The sequence below is a fragment of the Pseudomonas sp. NFACC16-2 genome (assembly GCF_900119205.1).
Taxonomy (GTDB): domain Bacteria; phylum Pseudomonadota; class Gammaproteobacteria; order Pseudomonadales; family Pseudomonadaceae; genus Aquipseudomonas; species Aquipseudomonas fluorescens_Q.
Genome location: NZ_FPIX01000015.1, coordinates 1 through 22,511, shown reverse-complemented (window position 1 = coordinate 22,511; position 22,511 = coordinate 1). Strand labels below are relative to the sequence as shown.

Here is a 22,511-nt window from a genome sequence, read left to right as displayed (position 1 = left end):
GGCAAGCCAAGCTCTCGGGACCTGTGGCGAGGGGATTTATCCCCGTTGGGCATTTCGTTAATCGCAGGCAGGACGCCTGATTCCATCTTCACTGTGGGGACACATGCAGACACTTAAGGTCGACCTGGGCGAGCGCAGCTACCCGATTCATATTGGCGAGGGCCTGCTGGACCAGCCCGAACTGCTGGCGCCGCATATCGCCGGGCGGCAAGTAGCGATCATTTCCAATGAAACCGTCGCGCCCCTGTATCTGGAACGTCTGACCCGCAGCCTGTCGGCCTTCTCCGTCATTTCCGTGGTACTGCCCGACGGCGAAGCCTTCAAGAACTGGGAAACCCTGCAACTTATTTTCGATGGCCTGCTGACTGCGCGCCACGATCGCCGCACCACGGTGGTTGCCTTGGGTGGCGGTGTGATCGGCGACATGGCCGGGTTTGCAGCTGCCTGCTATCAACGCGGCGTCGATTTCATCCAGATCCCCACCACGCTGCTGTCGCAGGTCGACTCGTCAGTGGGTGGCAAGACCGGGATCAACCATCCGCTGGGCAAGAACATGGTCGGTGCTTTCTATCAGCCCAATGTGGTGCTGATCGACACCGCCACCCTCAATACCCTGCCGGCCCGCGAACTGTCTGCCGGGTTGGCGGAAGTCATCAAGTACGGGCTGATCTGCGACGAGCCGTTCCTGGGCTGGCTCGAAGAGAACGTCGACCGCCTGCGCGCACTCGATCAAGCAGCCCTGACCTACGCCATCGAACGCTCCTGCGCCGCCAAGGCCGCCGTGGTGGGGGCCGATGAGCGTGAATCGGGAGTGCGTGCCACGCTCAACCTGGGCCACACCTTTGGCCATGCCATCGAAACCCACATGGGCTATGGTGTCTGGCTGCATGGCGAGGCCGTTGCGGCCGGTACGGTCATGGCCCTGGAGATGTCTGCGCGCCTGGGCTGGATCAGCGAACAGGAGCGCGATCGCGGTATCCGTCTGTTCCAGCGCGCCGGGCTGCCGGTGGTTCCGCCTGAAGAAATGACCGAGGCGGATTTTCTTGAACACATGGCAATCGACAAAAAAGTGATCGACGGTCGTCTGCGTCTGGTGCTGCTGCGCCACATGGGCGAAGCGGTGGTGACCGACGATTATCCGAAAGAAGTTCTACAGGCCACGCTGGGAGCGGACTACCGCGCCCTGGCTCAGCTTAAAGGTTAATAAGATCCGATGACTAGTTTGCATGCCGACGAGGCTTTCCTCGGCCATTTCCAATTGAGTCATGACCCGTTCGCACCGCGGGTCCCGGGCTTCAAGTTCTTTCCTGCACAGCGCAAGCCGGTACTGGGCCAGCTGCATCACCTGGCGCGCTACAGCCAGTTGCTGCTGGTGGTCACCGGTCCCCAGGGTAGCGGCAAGACCTTGCTGCGCCAGGCCCTGGTGGCCAGCACCAACAAGCAGTCCGTGCAAAGCGTGGTGGTATCGGCCCGTGGCGCCGGTGATGCAGCCGGTATATTGCGTCAGGTGGCCCAGGCGCTGAACGTCGCCCAGGCTGAAATCGGTGCAGTTCTCGATCAAATCGTGCAACTGGCGCTGACCGGGCAGGAAGTCTATCTGCTGGTGGACGATGCCGAGCAACTCGACGAGTCGGCCCTCGAGGCCCTGCTGGCCTTGGCGGCCGGAGCGCCGGAGGGTCGCCCTCATGTGTTCCTGTTCGGTGAGTCGTCGCTGATCGCTGATCTGGAGCAATTGAACCTTGAGGAAGAGCGCTTCCACGTCATCGAGTTGGCACCCTACACCGAGGAAGAAACGCGTGAATACCTGGCCCAGCGTCTTGAGGGGGCGGGCCGGGGTATCGAACTTTTCACCGCCGATCAGATCTCTGAGATTCACGAAAGCTCCGACGGTTGGCCTGGCAACATCAACCAGGTCGCCCGCGATGCTCTGATCGAAGTCATGATTGCCAGCCGCTCAGCGGTGAAGCGTCCAAGTATGGGGTTCAACATGCCGAAGAAACACGTATTGGCAATTTCCGCCGTCGTCGTGGTCGCGGTTGCCGCCGCCTGGCTGATGCCGGGTCGCACCAAGGCGCCCACCACGGGTGCCCCTGCCAACGAACAGGCGCAACTGCCTCTCGGCCAAGGGACGCCGCAACCCAACGGTGGTGCGCCGGCAGTGGAGTTCGCCGGCAACACCCAGCCGATGCCACTGCCGCTGGTCGGCCAGTCGCAACCGGTCATGCGCGGCCCGTTGGCTGAAGCGGCCGGTGGCATCACCGAAGGCGACGACGGCGCAGCGCCACCGGTCGACGACAGCAGCGACGTGCCGCCGACCGTGACCACCACCGCACCGCCTGTGGGCGTGCCAGCCGGCCCTGCCCCGACGCCTGCCCCGGCCGCCAAGCCGACTCCGGCGCCCACCCAGGTGGCCACCGCCAAGCCTGCACCGGTTCCAGCGCCTGCCGCCAAGCCTGCGGCGCCCGCGCCCGCAGCCAAGCCTGCTGCTGCCCCGGCCAAGGCCGCGGGCGGTAGCTGGTACGCTGGCCAGGCCCCGGGCAACTACGTAGTGCAGATCCTCGGCACCAGCTCCGAAGCCGCGGCACAGAACTTCGTCAAGGAGCAGGGCGGCGAGTACCGCTATTTCAAGAAAGTCCTCAACGGCAAGCCACTGTATGTCATCACCTACGGCAGCTTTGCCAACCGTGATGCAGCCGTTTCCGCCATCAAGGCCTTGCCAGCGAAGGTTCAGGCTGGTAAACCTTGGCCTCGCACTGTCGCCAGCGTCCAACAGGAACTGGCAGCAACTCGCTGAAGATTCGGCGGCCTTACCCAGGCCGCCTCTCCCGGCAACCTCAAAATTTCCGCAGGGGCGGGCGACCTTTAAGGCCGCGCGCCTTGTGGTGTCTGCGTCACAGTAGCGTTTGAGTCGTAGCGGTCAAACCCAAAAAAGTTTTGACTAGCACAGCATATAGCTTTAAACCTTTCACAAATGCGACATGGATTTGCGACGGTTCGTCGTCAAATTTGTGAGCCCCTGTGTCGGTGTGTACAATGACCTCCCTTTTGCCCCCGCAAAGCTGGCGTACGTTCGGCGCGGTATGCAACTGGTTGAATTGAAAAGAAATTTGCCTCGATTAGAGGCAGCCTGGTGAGAAAGTGTCTATGAAAGCAGGTCTGTACCAACCAGATGAATTCAAGGATAACTGCGGTTTCGGCCTGATAGCTCATATGCAGGGCGAGCCCAGCCACACCCTTTTGCAAACGGCCATTGAGGCCCTGACCTGCATGACCCACCGTGGTGGGATCAACGCCGACGGCAAGACCGGTGACGGTTGTGGCTTGCTGATTCAAAAGCCCGACGAGTTCCTGCGTGCCGTTGCCCAGGAAACGTTTGGCGTGACCCTGCCCAAGCAGTACGCCGTGGGCATGGTGTTCTTCAACCAAGACCCGGTGAAGGCCGAGGCGGCTCGCGAAAACATGAATCGCGAGATCCTGGCCGCCGGCCTGCAACTGGTCGGCTGGCGCAAAGTGCCGATCGACACCAGCGTCCTTGGCCGCCTGGCGCTCGAGCGCCTGCCGCAGATCGAACAGGTGTTCATTGCCGGCGATGGCCTGAGCGACCAGGACATGTCGATCAAGCTGTTCAGCTCCCGTCGTCGTTCGTCCGTGGCCAATGCCGCCGACACCGATCACTACATCTGCAGCTTTTCCCACAAGACCATTATCTACAAAGGCCTGATGATGCCGGCGGACCTCACCGCCTTCTATCCGGACCTGAGCGACGAGCGCCTGAAAACCGCGATCTGCGTGTTCCACCAGCGCTTTTCCACCAACACCCTGCCGAAATGGCCGCTGGCCCAGCCATTCCGCTTCCTCGCCCACAACGGCGAGATCAACACCATCACCGGCAACCGCAACTGGGCCGTGGCCCGTCGCACCAAGTTCGCCAACGACCTGATGCCCGACCTCGAAGAGCTCGGCCCGCTGGTCAACCGCGTGGGTTCGGACTCCTCGAGCATGGACAACATGCTGGAACTGATGGTGACCGGTGGCATCGACCTGTTCCGTGGCGTGCGCATGTTGGTGCCGCCGGCGTGGCAGAACGTCGAGACCATGGACCCGGACCTGCGTGCCTTCTACGAATACAACTCCATGCACATGGAGCCGTGGGATGGCCCGGCCGGTATCGTCATGACCGACGGTCGCTACGCCGTGTGCCTGCTGGACCGTAACGGTCTGCGGCCGGCGCGCTGGGTCACCACCACCAACGGGTTCATCACCCTGGCGTCGGAAATCGGCGTCTGGAACTACCAGCCCGAAGACGTCATCGCCAAGGGCCGCGTAGGCCCGGGCCAGATCTTTGCCGTGGACACCGAGACCGGCCAGATCCTCGACACCGACGCCATCGACAACCGCCTCAAGTCCCGTCATCCGTACAAGCAATGGCTGCGCAAGAATGCCCTGCGCATCCAGGCGACCATGGAAGACAATGACCACGGCTCGGCTTTCTATGACGTCGACCAGCTCAAGCAGTACATGAAAATGTACCAGGTGACGTTCGAGGAGCGTGACCAGGTGCTGCGTCCGCTGGGCGAGCAGGGCTACGAAGCGGTCGGCTCCATGGGGGACGACACGCCGATGGCCGTGCTGTCGCAGCGCGTGCGCACGCCTTACGACTATTTCCGCCAGCAGTTCGCCCAGGTGACCAACCCGCCGATCGACCCGCTGCGCGAAGCGATCGTGATGTCCCTGGAAATCTGCCTCGGTGCCGAGCGCAACATTTTCCAGGAGTCGCCGGAGCACGCCTCGCGGGTGATCCTCAGCTCGCCGGTCATTTCCCCGGCCAAGTGGCGCTCGTTGACCAACCTCGATCGCCCGGGCTTTGCGCGCCAGGTCATTGACCTGAACTACGACGAAAGCGTCGGCCTGGAAGCGGCGATCCGCAACGTCGCCGACCAGGCGGAAGAAGCCGCGCGCGCCGGGCGTACCCAGATCGTGCTGAGCGACCGCCACATCGCGCCGGGCAAGCTGCCGATCCACGCCTCGCTGGCCACCGGCGCGGTGCACCATCGCCTGACCGAAAAAGGCCTGCGCTGCGACTCCAACATCCTGGTAGAGACCGCCACCGCCCGCGATCCGCATCACTTTGCGGTGCTGATCGGTTTCGGTGCCTCGGCGGTGTATCCGTTCCTGGCCTATGAAGTGCTGGGCGACCTGATCCGTACCGGTGAAGTACTGGGCGACCTCTATGAGGTGTTCAAGAACTACCGCAAGGGCATCACCAAGGGCCTGCTCAAGATCCTGTCGAAGATGGGCATCTCGACCATCGCCTCGTACCGTGGCGCGCAACTGTTCGAGGCCATCGGCCTGTCGGAAGAAGTCTGCGAGCTTAGCTTCCGTGGCGTGCCGAGCCGCATCAAGGGCGCGCGTTTCGTCGACATCGAAGCCGAACAGAAAGCCCTGGCGGCCGAAGCCTGGAGCCCGCGCAAGCCGATCCAGCAAGGCGGCCTGCTGAAGTTCGTCCATGGTGGCGAGTACCACGCCTACAACCCGGACGTGGTCAACACCTTGCAAGCCGCCGTGCAACAGGGCGACTACAGCAAGTTCAAGGAATACACCTCGCTGGTGGACAACCGTCCGGTGTCGATGATTCGCGACCTGCTCAAGGTCAAGACCCTCGATACGCCGCTGGACATCAGTGAAGTGGAACCGCTGGAGTCGGTGCTCAAGCGCTTCGATTCGGCCGGTATTTCCCTGGGTGCCTTGTCCCCGGAAGCCCACGAAGCCCTGGCCGAAGCCATGAACCGCCTCGGTGCGCGTTCCAACTCCGGCGAAGGCGGCGAAGACCCGGCGCGCTACGGCACCATCAAGAGCTCGAAAATCAAGCAGGTAGCCACTGGCCGCTTCGGTGTGACGCCGGAATACCTGGTCAACGCTGAAGTGCTGCAGATCAAGGTTGCCCAGGGCGCCAAGCCCGGCGAAGGCGGCCAGCTGCCTGGCGGCAAGGTCAACGGCCTGATCGCCAAGCTGCGCTACGCGGTGCCTGGCGTGACCCTGATCTCGCCGCCGCCGCACCACGACATCTACTCGATCGAAGATTTGTCGCAACTGATCTTCGACCTCAAGCAGGTGAACCCCAAGGCGCTGGTCTCGGTGAAACTGGTGGCGGAAGCCGGCGTTGGCACCATCGCGGCGGGCGTGGCCAAGGCCTATGCCGACCTGATCACCATTTCCGGCTACGATGGCGGCACCGGCGCATCGCCGCTGACTTCGATCAAGTACGCTGGCGCACCGTGGGAACTGGGCCTGGCCGAAACCCACCAGACCCTGCGCGGCAACGATTTGCGCGGCAAGGTCCGGGTGCAGACTGACGGCGGCCTGAAAACCGGCCTGGACGTGATCAAGGCCGCCATCCTCGGCGCCGAGAGCTTCGGCTTCGGCACCGCGCCGATGATCGCCCTGGGCTGCAAATACTTGCGCATCTGCCACCTGAACAACTGCGCCACGGGCGTGGCGACCCAGAACGACAAGCTGCGCAAGGACCACTACATCGGTACCGTCGACATGGTGGTGAACTTCTTCACCTACGTGGCCGAAGAAACCCGTGAGTGGCTGGCGAAGCTGGGCGTGCGCTCGCTCGAAGAGCTGATCGGCCGTACCGATCTGCTGGAAGTGATCGAAGGCCAGACCGCCAAGCAGCATCACCTGGACCTGACCCCATTGCTGGGCAGCGATTACATTCCGGCAGACAAACCACAGTTCTGCCAGGTTGATCGCAACCCACCATTCGACAAGGGTGAGCTGGCCGAGAAGATGGTCGACATGGCCGCTGCGGCGATCAATGACCTGAGCGGTGCCGAATTCGAACTGGATATTTGCAACTGCGACCGCTCCATCGGCGCACGGATCTCCGGCGAAATCGCACGTAGGCACGGCAACCAGGGCATGGCCCAGGCGCCGATCACGTTCCGCTTCAAGGGCACCGCAGGCCAGAGCTTTGGCGTGTGGAACGCCGGTGGCCTGAACCTGTACCTGGAAGGCGACGCCAACGACTACGTGGGCAAGGGCATGACCGGTGGCAAACTGGTCATCGTTCCGCCCAAGGGCAGCGTCTACAAGACCCAGGACAGTGCCATCATCGGCAACACCTGCCTCTACGGCGCCACGGGCGGCAAGCTGTTCGCCGCCGGCACCGCGGGCGAGCGTTTTGCCGTGCGTAACTCCGGGGCCCACACTGTGGTGGAAGGCACCGGCGATCACTGCTGTGAGTACATGACCGGTGGTTTTGTCTGCGTGCTGGGCAAGACCGGTTATAACTTCGGCTCTGGCATGACCGGCGGTTTCGCCTACGTGCTCGACCAGGACAACACCTTCGTTGACCGGGTCAACCACGAATTGGTGGAAATCCAGCGGATCAGCGGCGAGGCGATGGAAGCCTATCGCAGCCACCTGCAAAACGTGCTGAACGAGTACGTCGCGGAAACCGACAGCGAGTGGGGTCGTGAACTCGCCGAGAACCTCGATGACTACTTGCGCCGTTTCTGGCTGGTCAAGCCCAAGGCTGCCAACCTGAAGTCGTTGCTTTCCAGCACTCGTGCCAACCCGCAGTGATATGCGCCTGAAGAGTTTGATGAGGTTTTAACAATGGCTGAACGTCTGAATAACGACTTCCAGTTCATCGATGTCGGGCGCAAGGATCCGAAGAAGAAACTGTTGCGTCAACGCAAGAAAGAGTTCGTGGAAATCTACGAGCCTTTCAAACCCCAGCAGTCGGCCGACCAGGCCCACCGCTGCCTGGGGTGCGGTAACCCGTACTGCGAATGGAAGTGCCCGGTGCACAACTTCATTCCCAACTGGCTGAAGCTGGTGGCCGAGGGCAACATCCTCCAGGCCGCCGAGCTGTCCCACCAGACCAACACCCTGCCGGAAGTCTGCGGCCGGGTGTGCCCGCAGGATCGCTTGTGCGAAGGTGCCTGCACCCTCAACGACGGTTTTGGCGCGGTGACCATCGGTTCGGTGGAGAAGTACATCACCGACACCGCGTTCGCCATGGGCTGGCGTCCGGACATGTCCAAGGTCAAGCCGACCGGCAAGCGCGTGGCGATCATCGGTGCCGGCCCGGCGGGCCTTGGCTGTGCCGATGTGCTGGTGCGTGGTGGCGTGACCCCGGTGGTGTTCGACAAGAACCCGGAAATCGGCGGCCTGCTGACCTTTGGCATCCCCGAGTTCAAGCTGGAAAAGACCGTGCTGAGCAATCGTCGCGAAGTCTTCACCGGCATGGGCATCGAGTTCCGCTTGAACACCGAGGTGGGCAAGGACGTGACCATGGAGCAACTGCTCGAAGAATACGATGCCGTGTTCATGGGCATGGGCACCTACACCTACATGAAGGGCGGCTTTGCCGGTGAGGACTTGCCGGGCGTGTACGATGCCCTGGATTTCCTGATCGCCAACGTCAACCGCAACCTGGGCTTTGAAAAGTCGCCGGAAGATTTCGTCGACATGAAAGGCAAGAAGGTGGTGGTGCTCGGCGGTGGCGACACGGCGATGGACTGCAACCGCACCTCGATCCGTCAGGGCGCCAAGTCGGTGACCTGCGCCTACCGCCGTGACGAAGCCAACATGCCCGGCTCGCGCAAAGAGGTGAAGAACGCCAAGGAAGAAGGCGTGAAGTTCCTCTACAACCGCCAGCCGATTGCCATTGTCGGCGAAGACAAGGTCGAAGGCGTGAAGGTGGTCGAGACCCGTCTCGGCGAGCCGGACGCCCGTGGCCGTCGCAGTCCCGAGCCGATCCCCGGTTCCGAAGAGATCATCCCGGCCGACGCCGTGGTCATCGCCTTCGGCTTCCGCCCAAGCCCGGCGCCGTGGTTCGAGCAGTTCAGCATCCAGACTGACAGCCAGGGCCGCGTGGTGGCTCCGGAACAGGGCCAGTACAAGCATCAGACCAGCAATCCGAAGATCTTCGCCGGTGGCGACATGGTCCGTGGTTCCGACCTGGTGGTGACGGCGATCTTCGAAGGCCGCAATGCGGCGGAAGGGATTCTGGATTACCTGCAAGTCTGACCGCTGTTGATCGTTCCCACGCTCTGCGTGGGACTGCAGCCCGGGACGCTCTGCGTCCCCCTTGGAACGCGGAGCGTCCCTTGAGGCATTCCCACGCAGAGCGTAGGAACGATCAGTTAAACCGCGACAAATTGCCCCGATAGATAAAAGGCACGGCTCTTGCCGTGCCTTTTGCGTCGCGCTCTGAGAAAATGCCCGCACTTTTTTTCCGGATGCCGACATGACTGCCCTGAAGAACGACCGTTTCCTTCGCGCCCTGCTCAAGCAACCCGTGGACGTCACCCCCGTGTGGATGATGCGTCAGGCCGGTCGCTACCTGCCGGAGTACCGCGCCAGTCGCGCCAAGGCCGGCGACTTCATGAGCCTATGCATGAACCCCCAGTTCGCCTGCGAAGTCACGATGCAGCCGCTCGATCGCTACCCGCAGTTGGACGCGGCGATCCTGTTCTCCGACATCCTCACCATTCCCGACGCCATGGGGCAGGGCTTGTACTTCGAGACCGGCGAAGGCCCGCGCTTCAAGAAAGTCATCAGCACCCTGGCCGACATCGAGGCCCTGCCGATTCCCGATCCGCAGAAGGACCTGGGCTACGTCATGGACGCGGTCAGCACCATTCGCCGTGAACTCAATGGTCGCGTGCCGCTGATCGGTTTCTCCGGCAGCCCATGGACCCTGGCCACCTACATGGTCGAAGGCGGCTCGTCGAAAGACTTCCGCAAGACCAAGGCGATGCTCTACGACAATCCGCAAGCCATGCACCTGTTGCTGGACAAGCTGGCCCAGTCGGTCACCGCCTACCTCAACGGGCAGATCCTGGCCGGTGCACAAGCGGTGCAGATCTTCGATACCTGGGGCGGCAACCTGTCGGCGGCGGCGTACCAGGAATTCTCACTGGCCTACATGCGCAAGATCGTCAGTGGCCTGATCCGCGAGCACGAGGGTCGCAAAGTCCCGGTGATCCTGTTCACCAAGAACGGCGGCCTGTGGCTGGAAAGCATCGCCGATGCCGGCGCCGACGCCCTGGGCCTGGACTGGACCTGCGACATCGGCAACGCCCGCGAGCGTGTCGGTCACAAGGTTGCCCTGCAAGGCAACATGGACCCGACCGTGCTCTACGCCAAGCCTGAAGCCATCCGCGCAGAAGTCGGGCGCATCCTGGCCAGCTACGGCAGCGGCAGCGGTCACGTGTTCAACCTTGGCCATGGCATCACCCCGGAAGTCGACCCGGAACACGCCGGTGCTTTCCTGCGGGCGGTGCATGAGTTGTCGGCGCAATACCACGTCTGATTGCAGACCTGTCACCCAGCCTGTCCGGACTCGCGCCGGACAGGTTTTTTAATGTTTGCATTGTTAATGCCTCCTACATGAAACCAGGTTGTCGTAGTTGTCTGTTTGTGTCTGTTTGACAGCTATTTCTCTTTGTAAGGGTTTTCTCTAATTGTGTAAGACAAATAGATTCGGAGATCTTTCCTTCCATGTTGGGAGATTTGTCCTACATAGCGATCGTTAAACTTTCTATAAGGTTCCTGACACTTGAAAGGTCAGGCGCTGCGCCGGTCTGGCAGGTCTTTCAAGAAGACGGTGATACGTCGTTCTATTTTGATGACTAGTCTGGAACTTATATGAAAAACAACTTTAACAAGCATCGTGTGTTAACAGGGTGTGCATCGTCGTTAGTTCTGTTTTCGGCCATGGTGGCTTCCCAGGGGGCGCTGGCTCATGGCTTCGTCGAAGTACCGCCTTCTCGGGCGCTGTTGTGCCAGAAAGGCGTCAACAAGAACTGTGGCGGCGCACAATATGAGCCGCACAGTACCGGGGAGACCTTCAAGGGCTTCCCGAATGGAGCCGGTGGTGGGCCACTGCAAGGCCCTATCGACGGCAAAATCGCCAGCGGCGGCAACGCCAACTTCTCCGCTCTTGATGCGCAATCGGCTTCGCGCTGGCACCTGACCGAAATCAGGGACCGCAACATTACCTTCCAATGGAAATACGACGCAGCCCACCGGACGAGCAAACACGAATATTTCATTACCCGCGACGGTTGGATGCCGAACGAGGAACTCAAGCGCGCCTCATTCGACAGCACGCCGTTCTGTACAGTGGATGGCGGTCACCAAATTCCGGTAAGCGGTGCCCCACACAACTGCGTCATTCCTGACAGTAAATCGGGGCATCACGTCATCTTGGCTGTCTGGACTGTGGGGGACACGGATAACGCCTTCTACAACCCGGTGGATGTGAACATTCTCGCCGAAGCCGCATTGCCAGGCGGGTGGTTGCCGGTAGGCAACATTACCCCATCGACCCCGTTGCTGGCGGGTGACAAGGTCAAGGCCCGGGCATTCTCCGCCACCGGTGAAAATGCTGAGTACAGCGTAGAAATCAGCATCGACAACGCTGAAGAAGGCAAGCCCGAGAATTGGTCGTTCAAGCTGGCCGAAGCTATCAACAAAGCCCATGCCCTGATCCGTGCCGGTATTCGCGATGAGGACGGCAATATCACGCCGGTCAAGGGCAGCAACAGGCTGTACGCACAGAAAGAAAGCGGTGTGACCGGCTATCAAGTGCAACTGGACATGCAGGAAGACGCCAGTGCCAGCCTGGAAATTTCTTCCCTGCAACCGGAGTACGTCCTCGACAAGGGCCGGGTCAGCATGGCGTTCACCGCGCAGACCAACCGCCGGATGAACCTCGAAGCCACGTTGTTCGATGAGAAGAACAAGCAGGTCGGTGCTGTCAGCCAGACCGTGGGCGAGGGCAGTACCGGCCTGAGTCTGGACGTGCGCAGTGCCCCCGGCGCTCACACCCTGACGCTGGTGGGCACCACCGAAGACGGGCGCACCACTCGCCAGGACACCCAGTCTGTCACCCTGACCGGCGAGGGCGCAGGCATCGAATACGACTTTGTGTTCCCTGAAGGCATCTCCGACTACACCGCCGGCACGAAAGTGCTGCAACCCAAGACCGACGAAGTGTTCGAGTGCAAGCCGTTCCCGGCGTCCGGCTACTGCAAACAGTACAGCCCGACGGCGAACGGCTTTGAGCCGGGTGTCGGTGCTGCGTGGCAAAGCGCCTGGGACAAGCTGTAAGTCCTGACAGGCATGGCCCCAGGCGATCCGCACGGGTTGCCTGGGGCCTTCAGACGAGGGGCGCAATGATGCCTATCAACTATTCCACGCGACGGGTGCTGCTGCACTGGCTGTCGGCGGTGATTATTTTATGGACGTTGGTGTCCGGGTTTTATGTGGCTTTCAACCCGGTGTCGGCTTCGACCGAACACTGGATCGGCTCACTCAATGTGTCGTTGACCACGCTGTTCATTCCGTTTTTCGTGTGGCGGGCCTGGCTGTTTTTTTGTGAGCTGGAGCCCCGTGGGGCAGCGCTTTCATTGAACAAGAAGCTGGCCTTGGTGGTGCATGCGCTGATCTACCTGACCATCAGCGTCGTGCTGGTGACCGGCGTACTGATGATGAAAAGCACCATCAGTGTCTTCGGCCTTGTTCGCTTTCCTCAACCATTGGCTGATCCGGCGCTGATCGAACTGGCCAACACCCTCCATAGCCTGTCTTGCGTGGTGCTTTCGATGCTGATTGCGCTGCACCTGTGCGCGGTGCTCTGGCATGAGTTTTCCGGGCGCAGGGTGGTACGACGAATGTCTTTCGCCAAGCCAACTGGCGCGATGAGCCGGAGAGCGCAAAGGTGAACCTGTCTTTCCTTGGCCGCCGCCTGCCGAGGCTGCTGCTGGTGCTCGTGCCGCTGCTATACGGGGTATTGCTGGCCGGACAAGAGTGGCGCTTTCGCCAGGGTTTGGGTCGTGATGTGCCGGTGCCGGCGGACCCGCCGGCGGTTCCGGTTCGTGACCTGCCCAACGTGCAAGCCGTGGCGACCGTGCTTGGCCTGGCGCCTGAAGGTGCCCAGGCGCCAAGCGCCGAACCGATTACGTTGCAGGCCAGTTTTGTCGCCGGCCAGGGGTTGTCGCGGGCATTGTTGGCGGACGCCGCCGGCCCGCGCATTTACCAGGTGGGTGAGCGCTTGCCCGGTGGCAGCGTGCTGCGTCGGGTCGAAGCCGGTCATGTGACGTTGTGGCGCAACGGACGTGAAGAGCGCCTTTCCCTGCAACAGGACGCCAAGCCCTTGCTGCGCCGATTGACCCCCGAAGACGGGCACCGTGCCACGCTTGTTTCCACGCAATACCTACGCCCGGTGGCCGGGCAATCAGAGTGATCGAATTCATGAACAGCTTTATCCGGGGCCGTGTAGCACGCGTCCTGTTCGGCCTTGCAGTGGTGTGCCCACTGACGTTCCCCGTTTCGCTGCGAGCCGAGGAGGCCAAATGGCAACTGGCGATGAACAACGCGGAACTGCGCGACGTGGTCGAGGAATTCTCGGCGATCCTGGGCAAGACCGTGGTGCTCGATCCCCGGGTGTCAGGGCGCATTACGGTCATGTCCCGTCAAGCGCTGGACCGCGAGGGGGTACGTCGGTTGTTCTATTCGGTACTCGATGCACACAACTTTACCGTGATCGACGAAGGCGAGCGGATCCTGATCACCCCGGTCAGCGATGCCAAGACGCGTGCCGGGATCACGGATGCAAAAAGCGCCACACCGTCGCAGTTCGTCACCCGGGTCCTCGACTTGCAATCGAGTATCGCTGCCGACGTCGCCGGGTTGGTGCGCCCCCTGGTGTCGGCCAATGGTTACGTCGGCCCTTCGGTATCATCCAATGCCCTGGTGGTGACCGACACCGCCGCCAATGTCCTGCGCATCGCCGAAGTGGTTCGGCAACTGGACTCGGGGCGCAACCGCAATCATGTGGTGGTGCGTTTGCAACATGCCCTGGCCGGGGATCTCGCGCCACTGATGGAGGCTTCCGGCGGCAAGCGCGAGGGCGATACGGCGGGCCTGGTGATCGCCGATGCCCGCAGCAATCGGTTGGTGATTATCGGTGCGCCGGCGACGCGCCAGCGCCTGGTCGATCTGGCCCGGACCCTCGACGTCCCGGCAGCGGCATCCCAGGACAACGCCCGGGTTATTCGCCTGCGCCATAGCGACGCCAAGCAACTGGCCGAGGTGCTGGAGGCTGTCGGCCAGGATAAGAAAACTACGCCGGCGCTGACCGGCCTGCGGGAAACTGCCACCGCCAGCCCGTTCATGATCAAGGCCGATGAAAGCCAGAATGCCTTGGTCCTGATCGCCGAACCTGCTCAGGTCCGCATCATCGAGAACATCGTCCGTGAATTGGACCAACCCCGGGCCCAGGTGCTCATTCATGCGGCTATCGTCGAGGTCACCGGCGATATTTCCGAAGCGCTGGGGGTGCAGTGGGGGCTGGAGAGCGGCAGCGCGACCGGGGCCATCAACTTTCCGGGAACCGACATCCCGATCATCGGTTTGGACCTCAATAAGCTGGATAAAAAGACTGAAGGCGCATTCCTGCGCCTGGGCGGTGACCGCTTCAGTGCGCTGGTTTCGGCGCTGGCGAGCGATACCCACAGCAACCTGCTTTCCACCCCCAGCCTGCTGACCCTGGATAACCAGGAAGCGGAAATCATCGTGGGCCAGAACGTCCCGTTCAAAACGGGTTCCTATGCCACCAGTGGCAACGGTGCGGACAATCCGTTCACCACCGTGGAGCGCAAGGACGTCGGCATCAGCCTCAAGGTCAAGCCCTACATCAACGAAGGCTCGACCTTGCGCCTTGAAGTCGAGCAGGAAGTTTCGGACATCGCACCGTCTGTTTCCGGAGTCGATTCCTCTGATCTGATCACCAACAAGCGCGCCTTGAAGAGCACGATCCTGGCGGACGATGGCGAGATCATCGTGATCGGCGGGTTGATCCGCGACAGTGTCCGCACCCAGCAAAGCGGTGTACCTCTGCTGCGCAGTATTCCGTACCTGGGCGCGCTGTTTCGCTGGACCCGCGACACCCAGACCAAAAGCAACCTGATGGTGTTCCTGCGCCCGACCATCGTGCGCAGCAACGAAGACCTGGCCGAGGTCAGCCGCCAGCGCTACGACGCGCTCCGGGAGCTGAGCAAGCCCGGCTCGCGGAAAAACAACTCGCTGCTGTTGCCCCGCGATGCCCGCCAGTTGTTCGACTCATCCAAGGCTGCATCAGCGGCCGATTCGCAACAGCGTTCGGGGGCCTTGTGACTGAACCGCAGGCCCCGTTGCCCTTTGGTTTCGCCAGACGTTTCGGTGTGCTGCTCGAAGGCGAGGGGCCGACCTTGAGCCTGGTGATGCGCGGCGATACGCCCCTGACCGCCGTGGCCGAAGTGCGGCGCCTGTGCGGGCGGGATTTGCCCATCCAGGTGCTGGAACCGACGCTGTTCGCCGCGCGCCTGGCCAGCGTCTATCGCCAGGGCCAGAGTGCCGCCGAGCAGGTGGCCCAGGGCCTGGACGAAGAGCTGGACCTGCTCAGCCTGGCCGACCAAATGCCGCAGACTACCGACTTGCTGGAGCAACAAGGTGATGCGCCGATTATCCGGTTGATCAACGCGCTGCTCAGCGAGGCGGTCCGCGAACAGGCTTCGGATGTGCACCTGGAAACGTTCGAGCAATACCTGTCGGTGCGCATGCGCATCGACGGGCAGTTGCAGGAAATGCTCCGTCCGCGCCGGGAGTTGGCGAACTTGCTGGTGTCGCGGATCAAGGTCATGGCCCGTTTGGACATCGCCGAAAAGCGCGTACCCCAGGATGGGAGAATGGCCTTGCGCCTGGCCGGCCATGAAGTCGATGTACGGGTCTCAACGTTGCCTTCGGCCCATGGCGAGCGCGTGGTGTTGCGCTTGCTCGACAAGCAGGCCGGGCGTTTGGACCTGCATCGCCTGGGCCTGCCCGACGACACCCTCGCCGACCTGCGGCTATTGCTCGGCAAACCCCACGGCATTGTGTTGGTGACCGGTCCCACGGGGTCGGGCAAGACCACCAGCCTGTACGCGGCCCTGAGTAGCATCAACGACCAGAGTCGCAACATCCTCACCGTTGAAGACCCCATCGAATATCACCTGCCGGGCATCGGCCAGATGCCGGTCAACCCGAAGGTCGACATGACATTCGCCCGTGGCTTGCGGGCCATTTTGCGCCAGGACCCGGACGTGGTGATGGTCGGCGAGATACGCGACCGCGAGACCGCCGAAATCGCCGTCCAGGCGTCCCTGACGGGCCACTTGGTGCTCTCGACCCTGCACACCAATACCGCCGTCGGCGCGGTCACGCGGCTGGTGGACATGGGCGTGGATGCGTATCTGCTGGCGTCGTCCCTGGCCGGCATTGTCGCCCAGCGCTTGTTGCGGGCCTTGTGTCCGTCCTGCAAGACGCCTTATGTGGCCGACGCCGCTACGTGTCGGCGCCTGGGCCTCGATGCCGATGCCGCGCCCCGGTTGTTCAAGGCCCAGGGCTGCGAGCAATGCCAGAAGGGTTATCGCGGACGCTTTGGTATCTATGAGTTGGTGAATGTCAGCGCCGCCCTGTCGCAACTGATTCATCAGGGCGCCACCGAGCAGGCGCTGGCCGCCGAGGCGCGCAAGACCTCCCGCAGCCTGTTTCAGGACGGTCGCCAGCGGGTGCTGGAAGGCCTGACCAGCGTCGACGAACTGCTGCGCATTACCCAGGAGGATTAGCGCCATGCCGACCTTCGACTATCGGGCCGAAGACGCCCAGGGCCGCCGCTGCAAGGGCCGTGTGGAAGCCGATAGCCCGCGCCATGCTCGCCAGTTGCTGCGCGAGCGCGGCTTGCTGCCCTGCGAACTGGTTGCAGCGAAGGAACCGCGAACCCTGGGCGGGTGGCACGCCGGAACGTGGTTGAGCCCGGCAGATCTGGCATTGCTGACGTTGCAGTTGTCCACCTTGATCCAGGCCGGCCTGCCCCTCGAAGAATCCCTGGGAGCGGTGGCGCAACAGAGCCAGAAGCGCCGTGTCGCCCACCTGTTGGCGGCGGTGCGCAGCCGGGTGATGGAAGGCCACGCATTGGCGACGGCCCTGAGGGCCTTTCCCCAGGCGTTCCCCGAGCTGTTCTGCGCCACCGTGGCCGCCGGCGAGCAATCCGGCCACTTGGGCCAGGTGCTGGAGCAATTGGCGACCTACACCCAGGCGCGCCAGGCGTCGCGCCAGCGCATTCAACTGGCGTTGGTGTACCCACTGATTCTGATGCTGGCCTGCGTCGCGATTGTCGCGTTCCTGCTGGGCTACGTGGTGCCGGATGTGGTGAAGATTTTCGTCGACAGTGGCCAGCCGTTGCCTTGGCTGACTCAGGCGCTGATTGCGATGAGCGACGGCTTGCGTCGCTACGGTCTGCTGTTGCTCGGGGCCCTGGCCGGGCTGCTCGGGCTGTGGCGCTGGAGCCTGCGCCAACCGGCGTGGCGCCTGCGTTGGCACCGCTTGTTGCTCAGGCTGCCGTTGTTGGGCGAGGTGCTGCGGGCCATGGAAGCGGCCCGTTTCGCCAGCACCTTGGCGATCCTGAGCAAAAGCGCGGTGCCGCTGGTGGAGGCCTTGCACATCGCCGCCCAGGTGATCGGCAACCTGACCATTCGCGCACGCATGGCCGACGTGGCCCGTTCGGTCCGCGAGGGTGGCACCCTGACCCGTGGCCTGGAACTGGGCGGGGATATCCCGCCGCTGATGCTGCACATGATTGCCAGCGGTGAACGAGCCGGCGAACTCGACAGCATGTTGGCCCGCGCCGCCGAACAACAAGAGGCCAGCCTCGCGGCACGCATCGCGCTGGTGGTGAGCCTTTTCGAACCGGCCATGTTGGTGCTGATGGGCGGCGTCGTGCTGCTGATCGTCATGGCCATTCTGCTTCCTATCTTGAGCCTCAACCAATTGGTGAATTGACCCATGACACTTCAAAACAACCGACCGGCACGCCTCCAGCGTGGTTTCACCCTGATCGAAATCATGGTGGTGGTGGTCATTATCGGCATCCTCGGTGCCATCGTCGTGCCGCAGTTTATGAGCCGGCCTGACCAGGCCAAGGTCACGGCCGCGCGCACTGATATCCAGGCGATTGCCACGGCCCTGGAAATGTACCGTCTCGACAATGCTCAATATCCTTCGACCCAGCAGGGCCTGGAGGCGTTGAGCAAGCGTCCTTCCGGTACGCCAGCCGCGAAAAACTGGAACCCCCAGGGGTATCTGAAGAGCCTGCCGGTCGACCCTTGGGGCACGCCCTATCAGTACCTCAATCCTGGCCTCAAGGCGCTCGATGGCGGTTACGACCTGTACTCGCTGGGTGCCGACGGCCTGCTGGGCGGCGAGGGCTTTGCCGCCGACATTGGCAATTGGGCTGAGTGAACATGAGCCGTGATTCTCGGGGTTTCACCTTGCTGGAACTGATGGTCGTGATTGTGTTGATCGGAAGCGTGATGGGCATGGTCAGCCTGGCTATCGGCCCTGGCCCGACGCGTGAGGCCCGGCAGCAAGCCCAGGACTTCATCGGCGTGGTGCAGCAGTTACGCGAACGCGCGGTATTGGATGGGCTGGAATATGGGGTACGTGTACAGCCTCGCGGCTATCAGGCGTTGCGACTCGAGTCGCAGGGGTGGACAGCGGTGTCGGTGTCGCAACGGTTGCCTGAAAGCCTGACGCTTGGGTTGGAGCAGGACGGCCATGTCGTGGCGCTCGATGATGCCCGAGGTCCACCACAGTTGCTGATGCTCAGCAGTGACGAGATCAGTCCGTTCAGGTTGCTCATCAAAGTCGCTGGCCAGACGATTTCCCAGGTCGTGAGTGACGGCTTGGCGCAGCCGCTGATCGATGGCTGACGCTCGCGGGCTGGCCGCCGATTGCCAGGGGTTCACCTTGTTGGAAGTCATGGTCGCGCTGGCTATTTTCGCCACGTTGGCGGCTGCGGTGCTGTCGGCCAGTCAGTTCGTGCTCAAGCAAAGCGCCGGGCTTGAGGACCGTCTGTTCGGCGCCTGGCTGGCGGACAACCAGCTCAGCGAGCTCCGTCTGCAGGCCGCTACGCCACTGGGCCAACAGCGCCTGGCCCGGCGCCTGGATCAGCGCGATTGGATTTTGCAACAGCGTGTCGCCGCGGCCCGCGACCCGCGTCTGCTCCGGGTCGAGATCCAGGTCAGCCGGGCCGGCAGCCCAGCAGTCGTGCACCGCACCACGGGATGGGTCCGCGATCGTCATGAATAGACAATCGGGCTTCACCTTGTTGGAGCTGGTGATTGCCATCGCCGTTTTTGCCTTGCTCGGCTTGGCCAGTTGGCGCCTGTTCGACGGCGTGGTGCGTACCCAGCAGGGCGCCGGCCAGCATGAGCGGGAAGTCAGGGCCTTGCAGCGTGCGGTGGGGGTGATCGAACGGGATGTGTGGCAGGCCGTTGCCGGTTCCATCGTACTCGCGTCAGGGCGCCTGCAATTGCAGCGTAGCCATTGGCCCAATCCGCTGGACCAGCCACGCAGCGAGCGGCAAACGGTGAACTATCGACTAGAGGCAGCGGTGTTGTGGCGCGACAGTCGCGGTGAAGGGCCGGTCATCGTGCAACAGCAGAAACTGCTCGAGGACGTACGCAGCCTGAGCTGGCGTGTATTCGATGCGCAACGAGGCTGGCATGACGAAACCGTGCGCGGCAACGCGCCACTGGCGTTGGAGCTGGTGATTTCCACAGGGCGTTTCCAGCAGATCCGCCGCGTGCTGTTGTTGCCGGGGGCGTTGCCGTGAGCCGGCAACGAGGCGTGGCGCTGATCAGTGTGTTGTTGGTCCTGAGCCTGGCGCTGCTTTTCACCGCTGGCATGCTGCGCAGTCATCGCCTGTTGTTGCAGAGCAGCGCTCAGCAGTTGCAGCACGTCCAACTGCGTCAATTGGGGCTGGCCGCTGAAGCCTGGGCGCAGGCGGTGTTGGAAGGTAGCGCGATAACTTCGTCCGGGCCGGTAGACCTGAGCCAGGATTGGGCTCGGCTCAAACCTGCATTCGAGATGGAGGACGCCGAGGTTCACATCGATATCGAGGATTTGTCCGGGCGCCTGAACCTTAATGCGCTGCTGGCTCAGGGCCAGATCGATCAAGTTACCCTCGGTCGCTGGAGGCGATTGTTGGCGTTGCTGGAGCTACCCGCGCTTTCATTGCCCCAGGTCGGCTCGGTGCAGGAGTTGAGTCAACTGCGCCTGTTGCCGGGCATCGACGGTCAGACGCTGCGGCGCCTGGAGCCTTGGGTGGTGGTGTTGCCCAGGGACGCCCTGGTGAATATCAATACCGCGCCGCTGCCAGTGTTGATGAGCCTGGACGGCATGGAGGATGAGGTGGCCAAGGTGTTGATCAACCAGCGTCGCCATCAGCCATACGCCAGTGTGCAGGCCTTCACCAATGACCCGCTTTTATCCGGGGTGGGCATCGGCAGCCATGGCCTGGGCGTGAGCAGCCGCTGGTTCCGAATCACCGTGAGCGTGACCCGTGCCGATAGCCGTCTGCGCCTGGCCTCGGACATCGAGCGCGACCCCGTTAGCGGACGCTGGACGGTGGCTCAGCGTCGTTTTTTACCCATCAGCCCCAGCGAGTCCCTGAGATGAAAACCTGGCTTTACCTGACAGCCGACGGCATGGATGCGCCTTGCGTCAACTGGCCGTGTTGCGTGTGGTCGCCCAAGGGCGAACGACGCAGCCTGCCCTTGCATGAAGCCGCCCGCGAGTTGAATGGGCGAGTCGTCGACGTGCTGTTGCCGATGGAAATGTGCAGTTGGCTGCGCAGCGATCCGTGGCCCTCGGGACGCCAGCCGCGATCCCAGGCCCTCGCATTCGCCATCGAAGAACAGCTGAGTGAAAATCTGGAGACGTTGCACATCAGCGTTGGCGCGCGGGACCGACAACAGCGCTACCCGCTGATGGTGACCGAGCGAGGCCGGTTCCAGGCACTGCTGGCGCTGCTGGCTGCGCAAGGCGTCGATGTACGGGCAATGCATGTCGACGCGGACCTGCTTCCCAATGACAAGGCTTTTGCGGTGCGTTGGTTCGGTCGCTGGCTGTTGGGCGGGGCATTGCCGGCGCGAGTGTCGCTGTCGGCCCGAGCCCTGGCAACGCTCAAGCCGGACTTGCCCGAAGAGATTCACTGGCTGGACGAGGGACGCGATCGTGAAGGCATCGATGAGTGGCTGCTCTGCGCTGGCGGACATCCCATCGACCTGATGCAGGGTGAGTTCCGTCGACGCCGCCAGCCGCTGCCGTGGCGTGGTGTGGCGGTTACCGCGTTGGGATTGCTATTGCTCACCTGGGCATTCAGCGAGGGTCGCATACGATTTCTTGAAAGCGAAAGCCGTCATCTGTATGTCCAGGGCGAGCAGCGATTCAGGTCGCTGTATCCCGAGCAAACCCGGATCGTCGACCTGGCGGCGCAGTTCCAGGCGCTGCAAAGTCGTCGTGGGCGAAGCCAGGACACACAGGTCGCTCGTCTGGTCCGTCTGACGGAGCAGGTCATTGGTGCGAGCAGCGTCGAAGTGCAGCGCATCGATTTTCGTGAAGACGAAGGTTGGAAAATCCAGCTCACCGCCACCAGTTTCGTCGAGCTTGAGCAACTGCGCGAGCGGGGGCAGCAAACCGGACTGCCCGTCACCCTGGGCAGCGCCAGCAAGCAGGACAACCGCGTGCAGGCCATCCTCACCCTGGAGAACAGTTGATGAACTTCAATAGCTTGATACAGGCCTGGGGGAGGCTGTCACGCCGTGAGCAACAATTGTTGCTGGGCCTTGTCGGGCTGCTGCTGGTGGTCGTGGTCTACACAACGATCTGGCAACCTGTCCGGCAACGGCTGGATGTTGCCGAGCGACATTATCGCCAACAGGCCGAGCTGCACGCACGAATCCAGCGCGCCGAGCCCGCCCGGGATCTAACCACCGCCACACGGCCCTTGTCGGTGCGCGTCAATGACAGTGCGGCCGCGACGGGGTTGGAAATAGCTGAAATGGAGGTCGATGGCGATTCGTTGCGACTGGCCGTCAGTGGCGATGCCAATCAATTGCTCCAGTGGCTGGATCAACAAGAGCGGGAGGGTGCGACGCTGCAGTCGTTGACTCTGGAAGCACGTAATAGTGTGTTGGAGGCGCGGGTGGTGTTGCGTCAATGAGCGATGGAGTACACAGCCATTTTGGCCTGAAGCATGGGGGGCGAGGGAGTGGCCGCCGCATCTTCGACGCTGCGCTGTCGCGCAAGAAACAAGCCCTGTGGCGAGGGGATTTATCCCATAGGCGCTAACCAAACCCCTCGCCCCGTAGCCCGTCTCGCTGGTATCCCCGCGTGTTTCGCGGGGACTCACGTAAAGCATTGCTAAAGTAATCCCATTGCTCAAGGCAATCGAATAGCGACAAACATGGACCGATTGCGCCACAAAGCAGCCAAAGGACAAACGCCATCTCACGCCAGCGAGAGCGCCGCAGATCCACCTGCTCCCGTTCGTTTTTTTGTGAGCTCTTCCTTTGGCTCAGGGGAAAAATGCTCGCCTTCTGCGATCAACCGCTCGATCAGGCAAG

General features: G+C 62.4%; 18 protein-coding genes. All 18 read left to right on the top strand.

Translation table 11 applies throughout. The annotated features are described in order from the left end of the window. The first annotated feature begins 103 nt into the window (after nt 1-103). The 18 genes from aroB (at nt 104) to gspM (ending at nt 22,108) form a co-directional block, all read left to right on the top strand. Complete coding sequence (aroB, locus tag BT116_RS14575) at nt 104-1,204, top strand: 3-dehydroquinate synthase (protein WP_072344945.1); 1,101 nt, start codon at nt 104-106, stop codon at nt 1,202-1,204. A 9-nt stretch (nt 1,205-1,213) separates the two neighbouring features. After that, a complete protein-coding gene (locus tag BT116_RS14570) occupies nt 1,214-2,794 on the top strand; it encodes an AAA family ATPase (protein ID WP_072344942.1) in 1,581 nt (526 codons plus the stop codon). Between the two features lie 350 nt (nt 2,795-3,144). Beyond that, nucleotides 3,145-7,593, top strand: a complete 4,449-nt coding sequence (gene gltB / locus BT116_RS14560; RefSeq protein ID WP_072344939.1) for a glutamate synthase large subunit — start codon at nt 3,145-3,147, stop codon at nt 7,591-7,593. A gap of 33 nt (nt 7,594-7,626) precedes the next feature. Beyond that, nucleotides 7,627-9,045: an FAD-dependent oxidoreductase gene (locus BT116_RS14555; RefSeq protein ID WP_003196992.1), complete on the top strand. Its 1,419-nt coding sequence runs from the start codon at nt 7,627-7,629 to the stop codon at nt 9,043-9,045. Nucleotides 9,046-9,265: 220 nt separating this feature from the next. Beyond that, nucleotides 9,266-10,333 (top strand): uroporphyrinogen decarboxylase, encoded by a 1,068-nt coding sequence (gene hemE, locus BT116_RS14550; protein ID WP_072344936.1) that lies wholly within the window; start codon nt 9,266-9,268, stop codon nt 10,331-10,333. Nucleotides 10,334-10,668: 335 nt separating this feature from the next. Continuing rightward, nucleotides 10,669-12,135 (top strand): N-acetylglucosamine-binding protein GbpA, encoded by a 1,467-nt coding sequence (gene gbpA / locus BT116_RS14545; RefSeq protein WP_072344933.1) that lies wholly within the window; start codon nt 10,669-10,671, stop codon nt 12,133-12,135. 68 nt (nt 12,136-12,203) lie between these two features. Then, nucleotides 12,204-12,749, top strand: a complete 546-nt coding sequence (locus tag BT116_RS14540) for a cytochrome b (protein ID WP_072345147.1) — start codon at nt 12,204-12,206, stop codon at nt 12,747-12,749. Then, entirely contained in the window at nt 12,746-13,270 is a 525-nt protein-coding gene (locus BT116_RS14535; RefSeq protein ID WP_072344930.1) for a type II secretion system protein N, read from the top strand. Before BT116_RS14540 ends, BT116_RS14535 begins: the two co-directional genes overlap by 4 nt. A gap of 8 nt (nt 13,271-13,278) precedes the next feature. After that, nucleotides 13,279-15,201: a type II secretion system secretin GspD gene (gspD, locus tag BT116_RS14530; RefSeq protein WP_072345145.1), complete on the top strand. Its 1,923-nt coding sequence runs from the start codon at nt 13,279-13,281 to the stop codon at nt 15,199-15,201. Next, nucleotides 15,198-16,670 (top strand): type II secretion system ATPase GspE, encoded by a 1,473-nt coding sequence (gene gspE / locus BT116_RS14525; protein WP_072344927.1) that lies wholly within the window; start codon nt 15,198-15,200, stop codon nt 16,668-16,670. Before gspD ends, gspE begins: the two co-directional genes overlap by 4 nt. 4 nt (nt 16,671-16,674) lie before the next feature. Next, on the top strand, nt 16,675-17,883 hold the full coding sequence (gspF, locus tag BT116_RS14520) for a type II secretion system inner membrane protein GspF (protein WP_072344924.1): 1,209 nt from the start codon (nt 16,675-16,677) through the stop codon (nt 17,881-17,883). Between the two features lie 3 nt (nt 17,884-17,886). Next, on the top strand, nt 17,887-18,342 hold the full coding sequence (gene gspG, locus BT116_RS14515; RefSeq protein ID WP_072344921.1) for a type II secretion system major pseudopilin GspG: 456 nt from the start codon (nt 17,887-17,889) through the stop codon (nt 18,340-18,342). A gap of 2 nt (nt 18,343-18,344) precedes the next feature. Further along, the gene (gspH, locus tag BT116_RS14510; RefSeq protein WP_072344918.1) at nt 18,345-18,812 is read left to right on the top strand and encodes a type II secretion system minor pseudopilin GspH; all 468 of its coding nucleotides are present in this window, start codon (nt 18,345-18,347) and stop codon (nt 18,810-18,812) included. Then, complete coding sequence (gene gspI / locus BT116_RS14505) at nt 18,805-19,191, top strand: type II secretion system minor pseudopilin GspI (RefSeq protein ID WP_072344915.1); 387 nt, start codon at nt 18,805-18,807, stop codon at nt 19,189-19,191. Before gspH ends, gspI begins: the two co-directional genes overlap by 8 nt. Next, a complete protein-coding gene (locus BT116_RS14500) occupies nt 19,184-19,717 on the top strand; it encodes a type II secretion system protein GspJ (protein WP_072344912.1) in 534 nt (177 codons plus the stop codon). Before gspI ends, BT116_RS14500 begins: the two co-directional genes overlap by 8 nt. Further along, complete coding sequence (locus BT116_RS14495) at nt 19,714-20,562, top strand: type II secretion system protein GspK (RefSeq protein ID WP_072344909.1); 849 nt, start codon at nt 19,714-19,716, stop codon at nt 20,560-20,562. Before BT116_RS14500 ends, BT116_RS14495 begins: the two co-directional genes overlap by 4 nt. Continuing rightward, the gene (gene gspL, locus BT116_RS14490; protein ID WP_072344907.1) at nt 20,559-21,662 is read left to right on the top strand and encodes a type II secretion system protein GspL; all 1,104 of its coding nucleotides are present in this window, start codon (nt 20,559-20,561) and stop codon (nt 21,660-21,662) included. The genes BT116_RS14495 and gspL overlap by 4 nt, the downstream gene beginning before the upstream one ends. Beyond that, complete coding sequence (gene gspM, locus BT116_RS14485; protein WP_072344905.1) at nt 21,662-22,108, top strand: type II secretion system protein GspM; 447 nt, start codon at nt 21,662-21,664, stop codon at nt 22,106-22,108. Before gspL ends, gspM begins: the two co-directional genes overlap by 1 nt. The last annotated feature ends 403 nt before the right edge of the window (nt 22,109-22,511 follow it).

Excerpts from the sequence above, each read along its gene's own strand:
- aroB (WP_072344945.1), top strand. The coding sequence starts at position 104 with ATGCAGACACTTAAGGTCGACCTGGGCGAGCGCAGCTACCCGATTCAT.
- BT116_RS14570 (WP_072344942.1), top strand. The coding sequence starts at position 1,214 with ATGACTAGTTTGCATGCCGACGAGGCTTTCCTCGGCCATTTCCAATTG.
- gltB (WP_072344939.1), top strand. The coding sequence starts at position 3,145 with ATGAAAGCAGGTCTGTACCAACCAGATGAATTCAAGGATAACTGCGGT.
- BT116_RS14555 (WP_003196992.1), top strand. The coding sequence starts at position 7,627 with ATGGCTGAACGTCTGAATAACGACTTCCAGTTCATCGATGTCGGGCGC.
- hemE (WP_072344936.1), top strand. The coding sequence starts at position 9,266 with ATGACTGCCCTGAAGAACGACCGTTTCCTTCGCGCCCTGCTCAAGCAA.
- gbpA (WP_072344933.1), top strand. The coding sequence starts at position 10,669 with ATGAAAAACAACTTTAACAAGCATCGTGTGTTAACAGGGTGTGCATCG.
- BT116_RS14540 (WP_072345147.1), top strand. The coding sequence starts at position 12,204 with ATGCCTATCAACTATTCCACGCGACGGGTGCTGCTGCACTGGCTGTCG.
- gspD (WP_072345145.1), top strand. The coding sequence starts at position 13,279 with ATGAACAGCTTTATCCGGGGCCGTGTAGCACGCGTCCTGTTCGGCCTT.
- gspF (WP_072344924.1), top strand. The coding sequence starts at position 16,675 with ATGCCGACCTTCGACTATCGGGCCGAAGACGCCCAGGGCCGCCGCTGC.
- gspG (WP_072344921.1), top strand. The coding sequence starts at position 17,887 with ATGACACTTCAAAACAACCGACCGGCACGCCTCCAGCGTGGTTTCACC.
- gspH (WP_072344918.1), top strand. The coding sequence starts at position 18,345 with ATGAGCCGTGATTCTCGGGGTTTCACCTTGCTGGAACTGATGGTCGTG.
- gspI (WP_072344915.1), top strand. The coding sequence starts at position 18,805 with ATGGCTGACGCTCGCGGGCTGGCCGCCGATTGCCAGGGGTTCACCTTG.
- BT116_RS14500 (WP_072344912.1), top strand. The coding sequence starts at position 19,184 with ATGAATAGACAATCGGGCTTCACCTTGTTGGAGCTGGTGATTGCCATC.
- gspL (WP_072344907.1), top strand. The coding sequence starts at position 20,559 with ATGAAAACCTGGCTTTACCTGACAGCCGACGGCATGGATGCGCCTTGC.
- gspM (WP_072344905.1), top strand. The coding sequence starts at position 21,662 with ATGAACTTCAATAGCTTGATACAGGCCTGGGGGAGGCTGTCACGCCGT.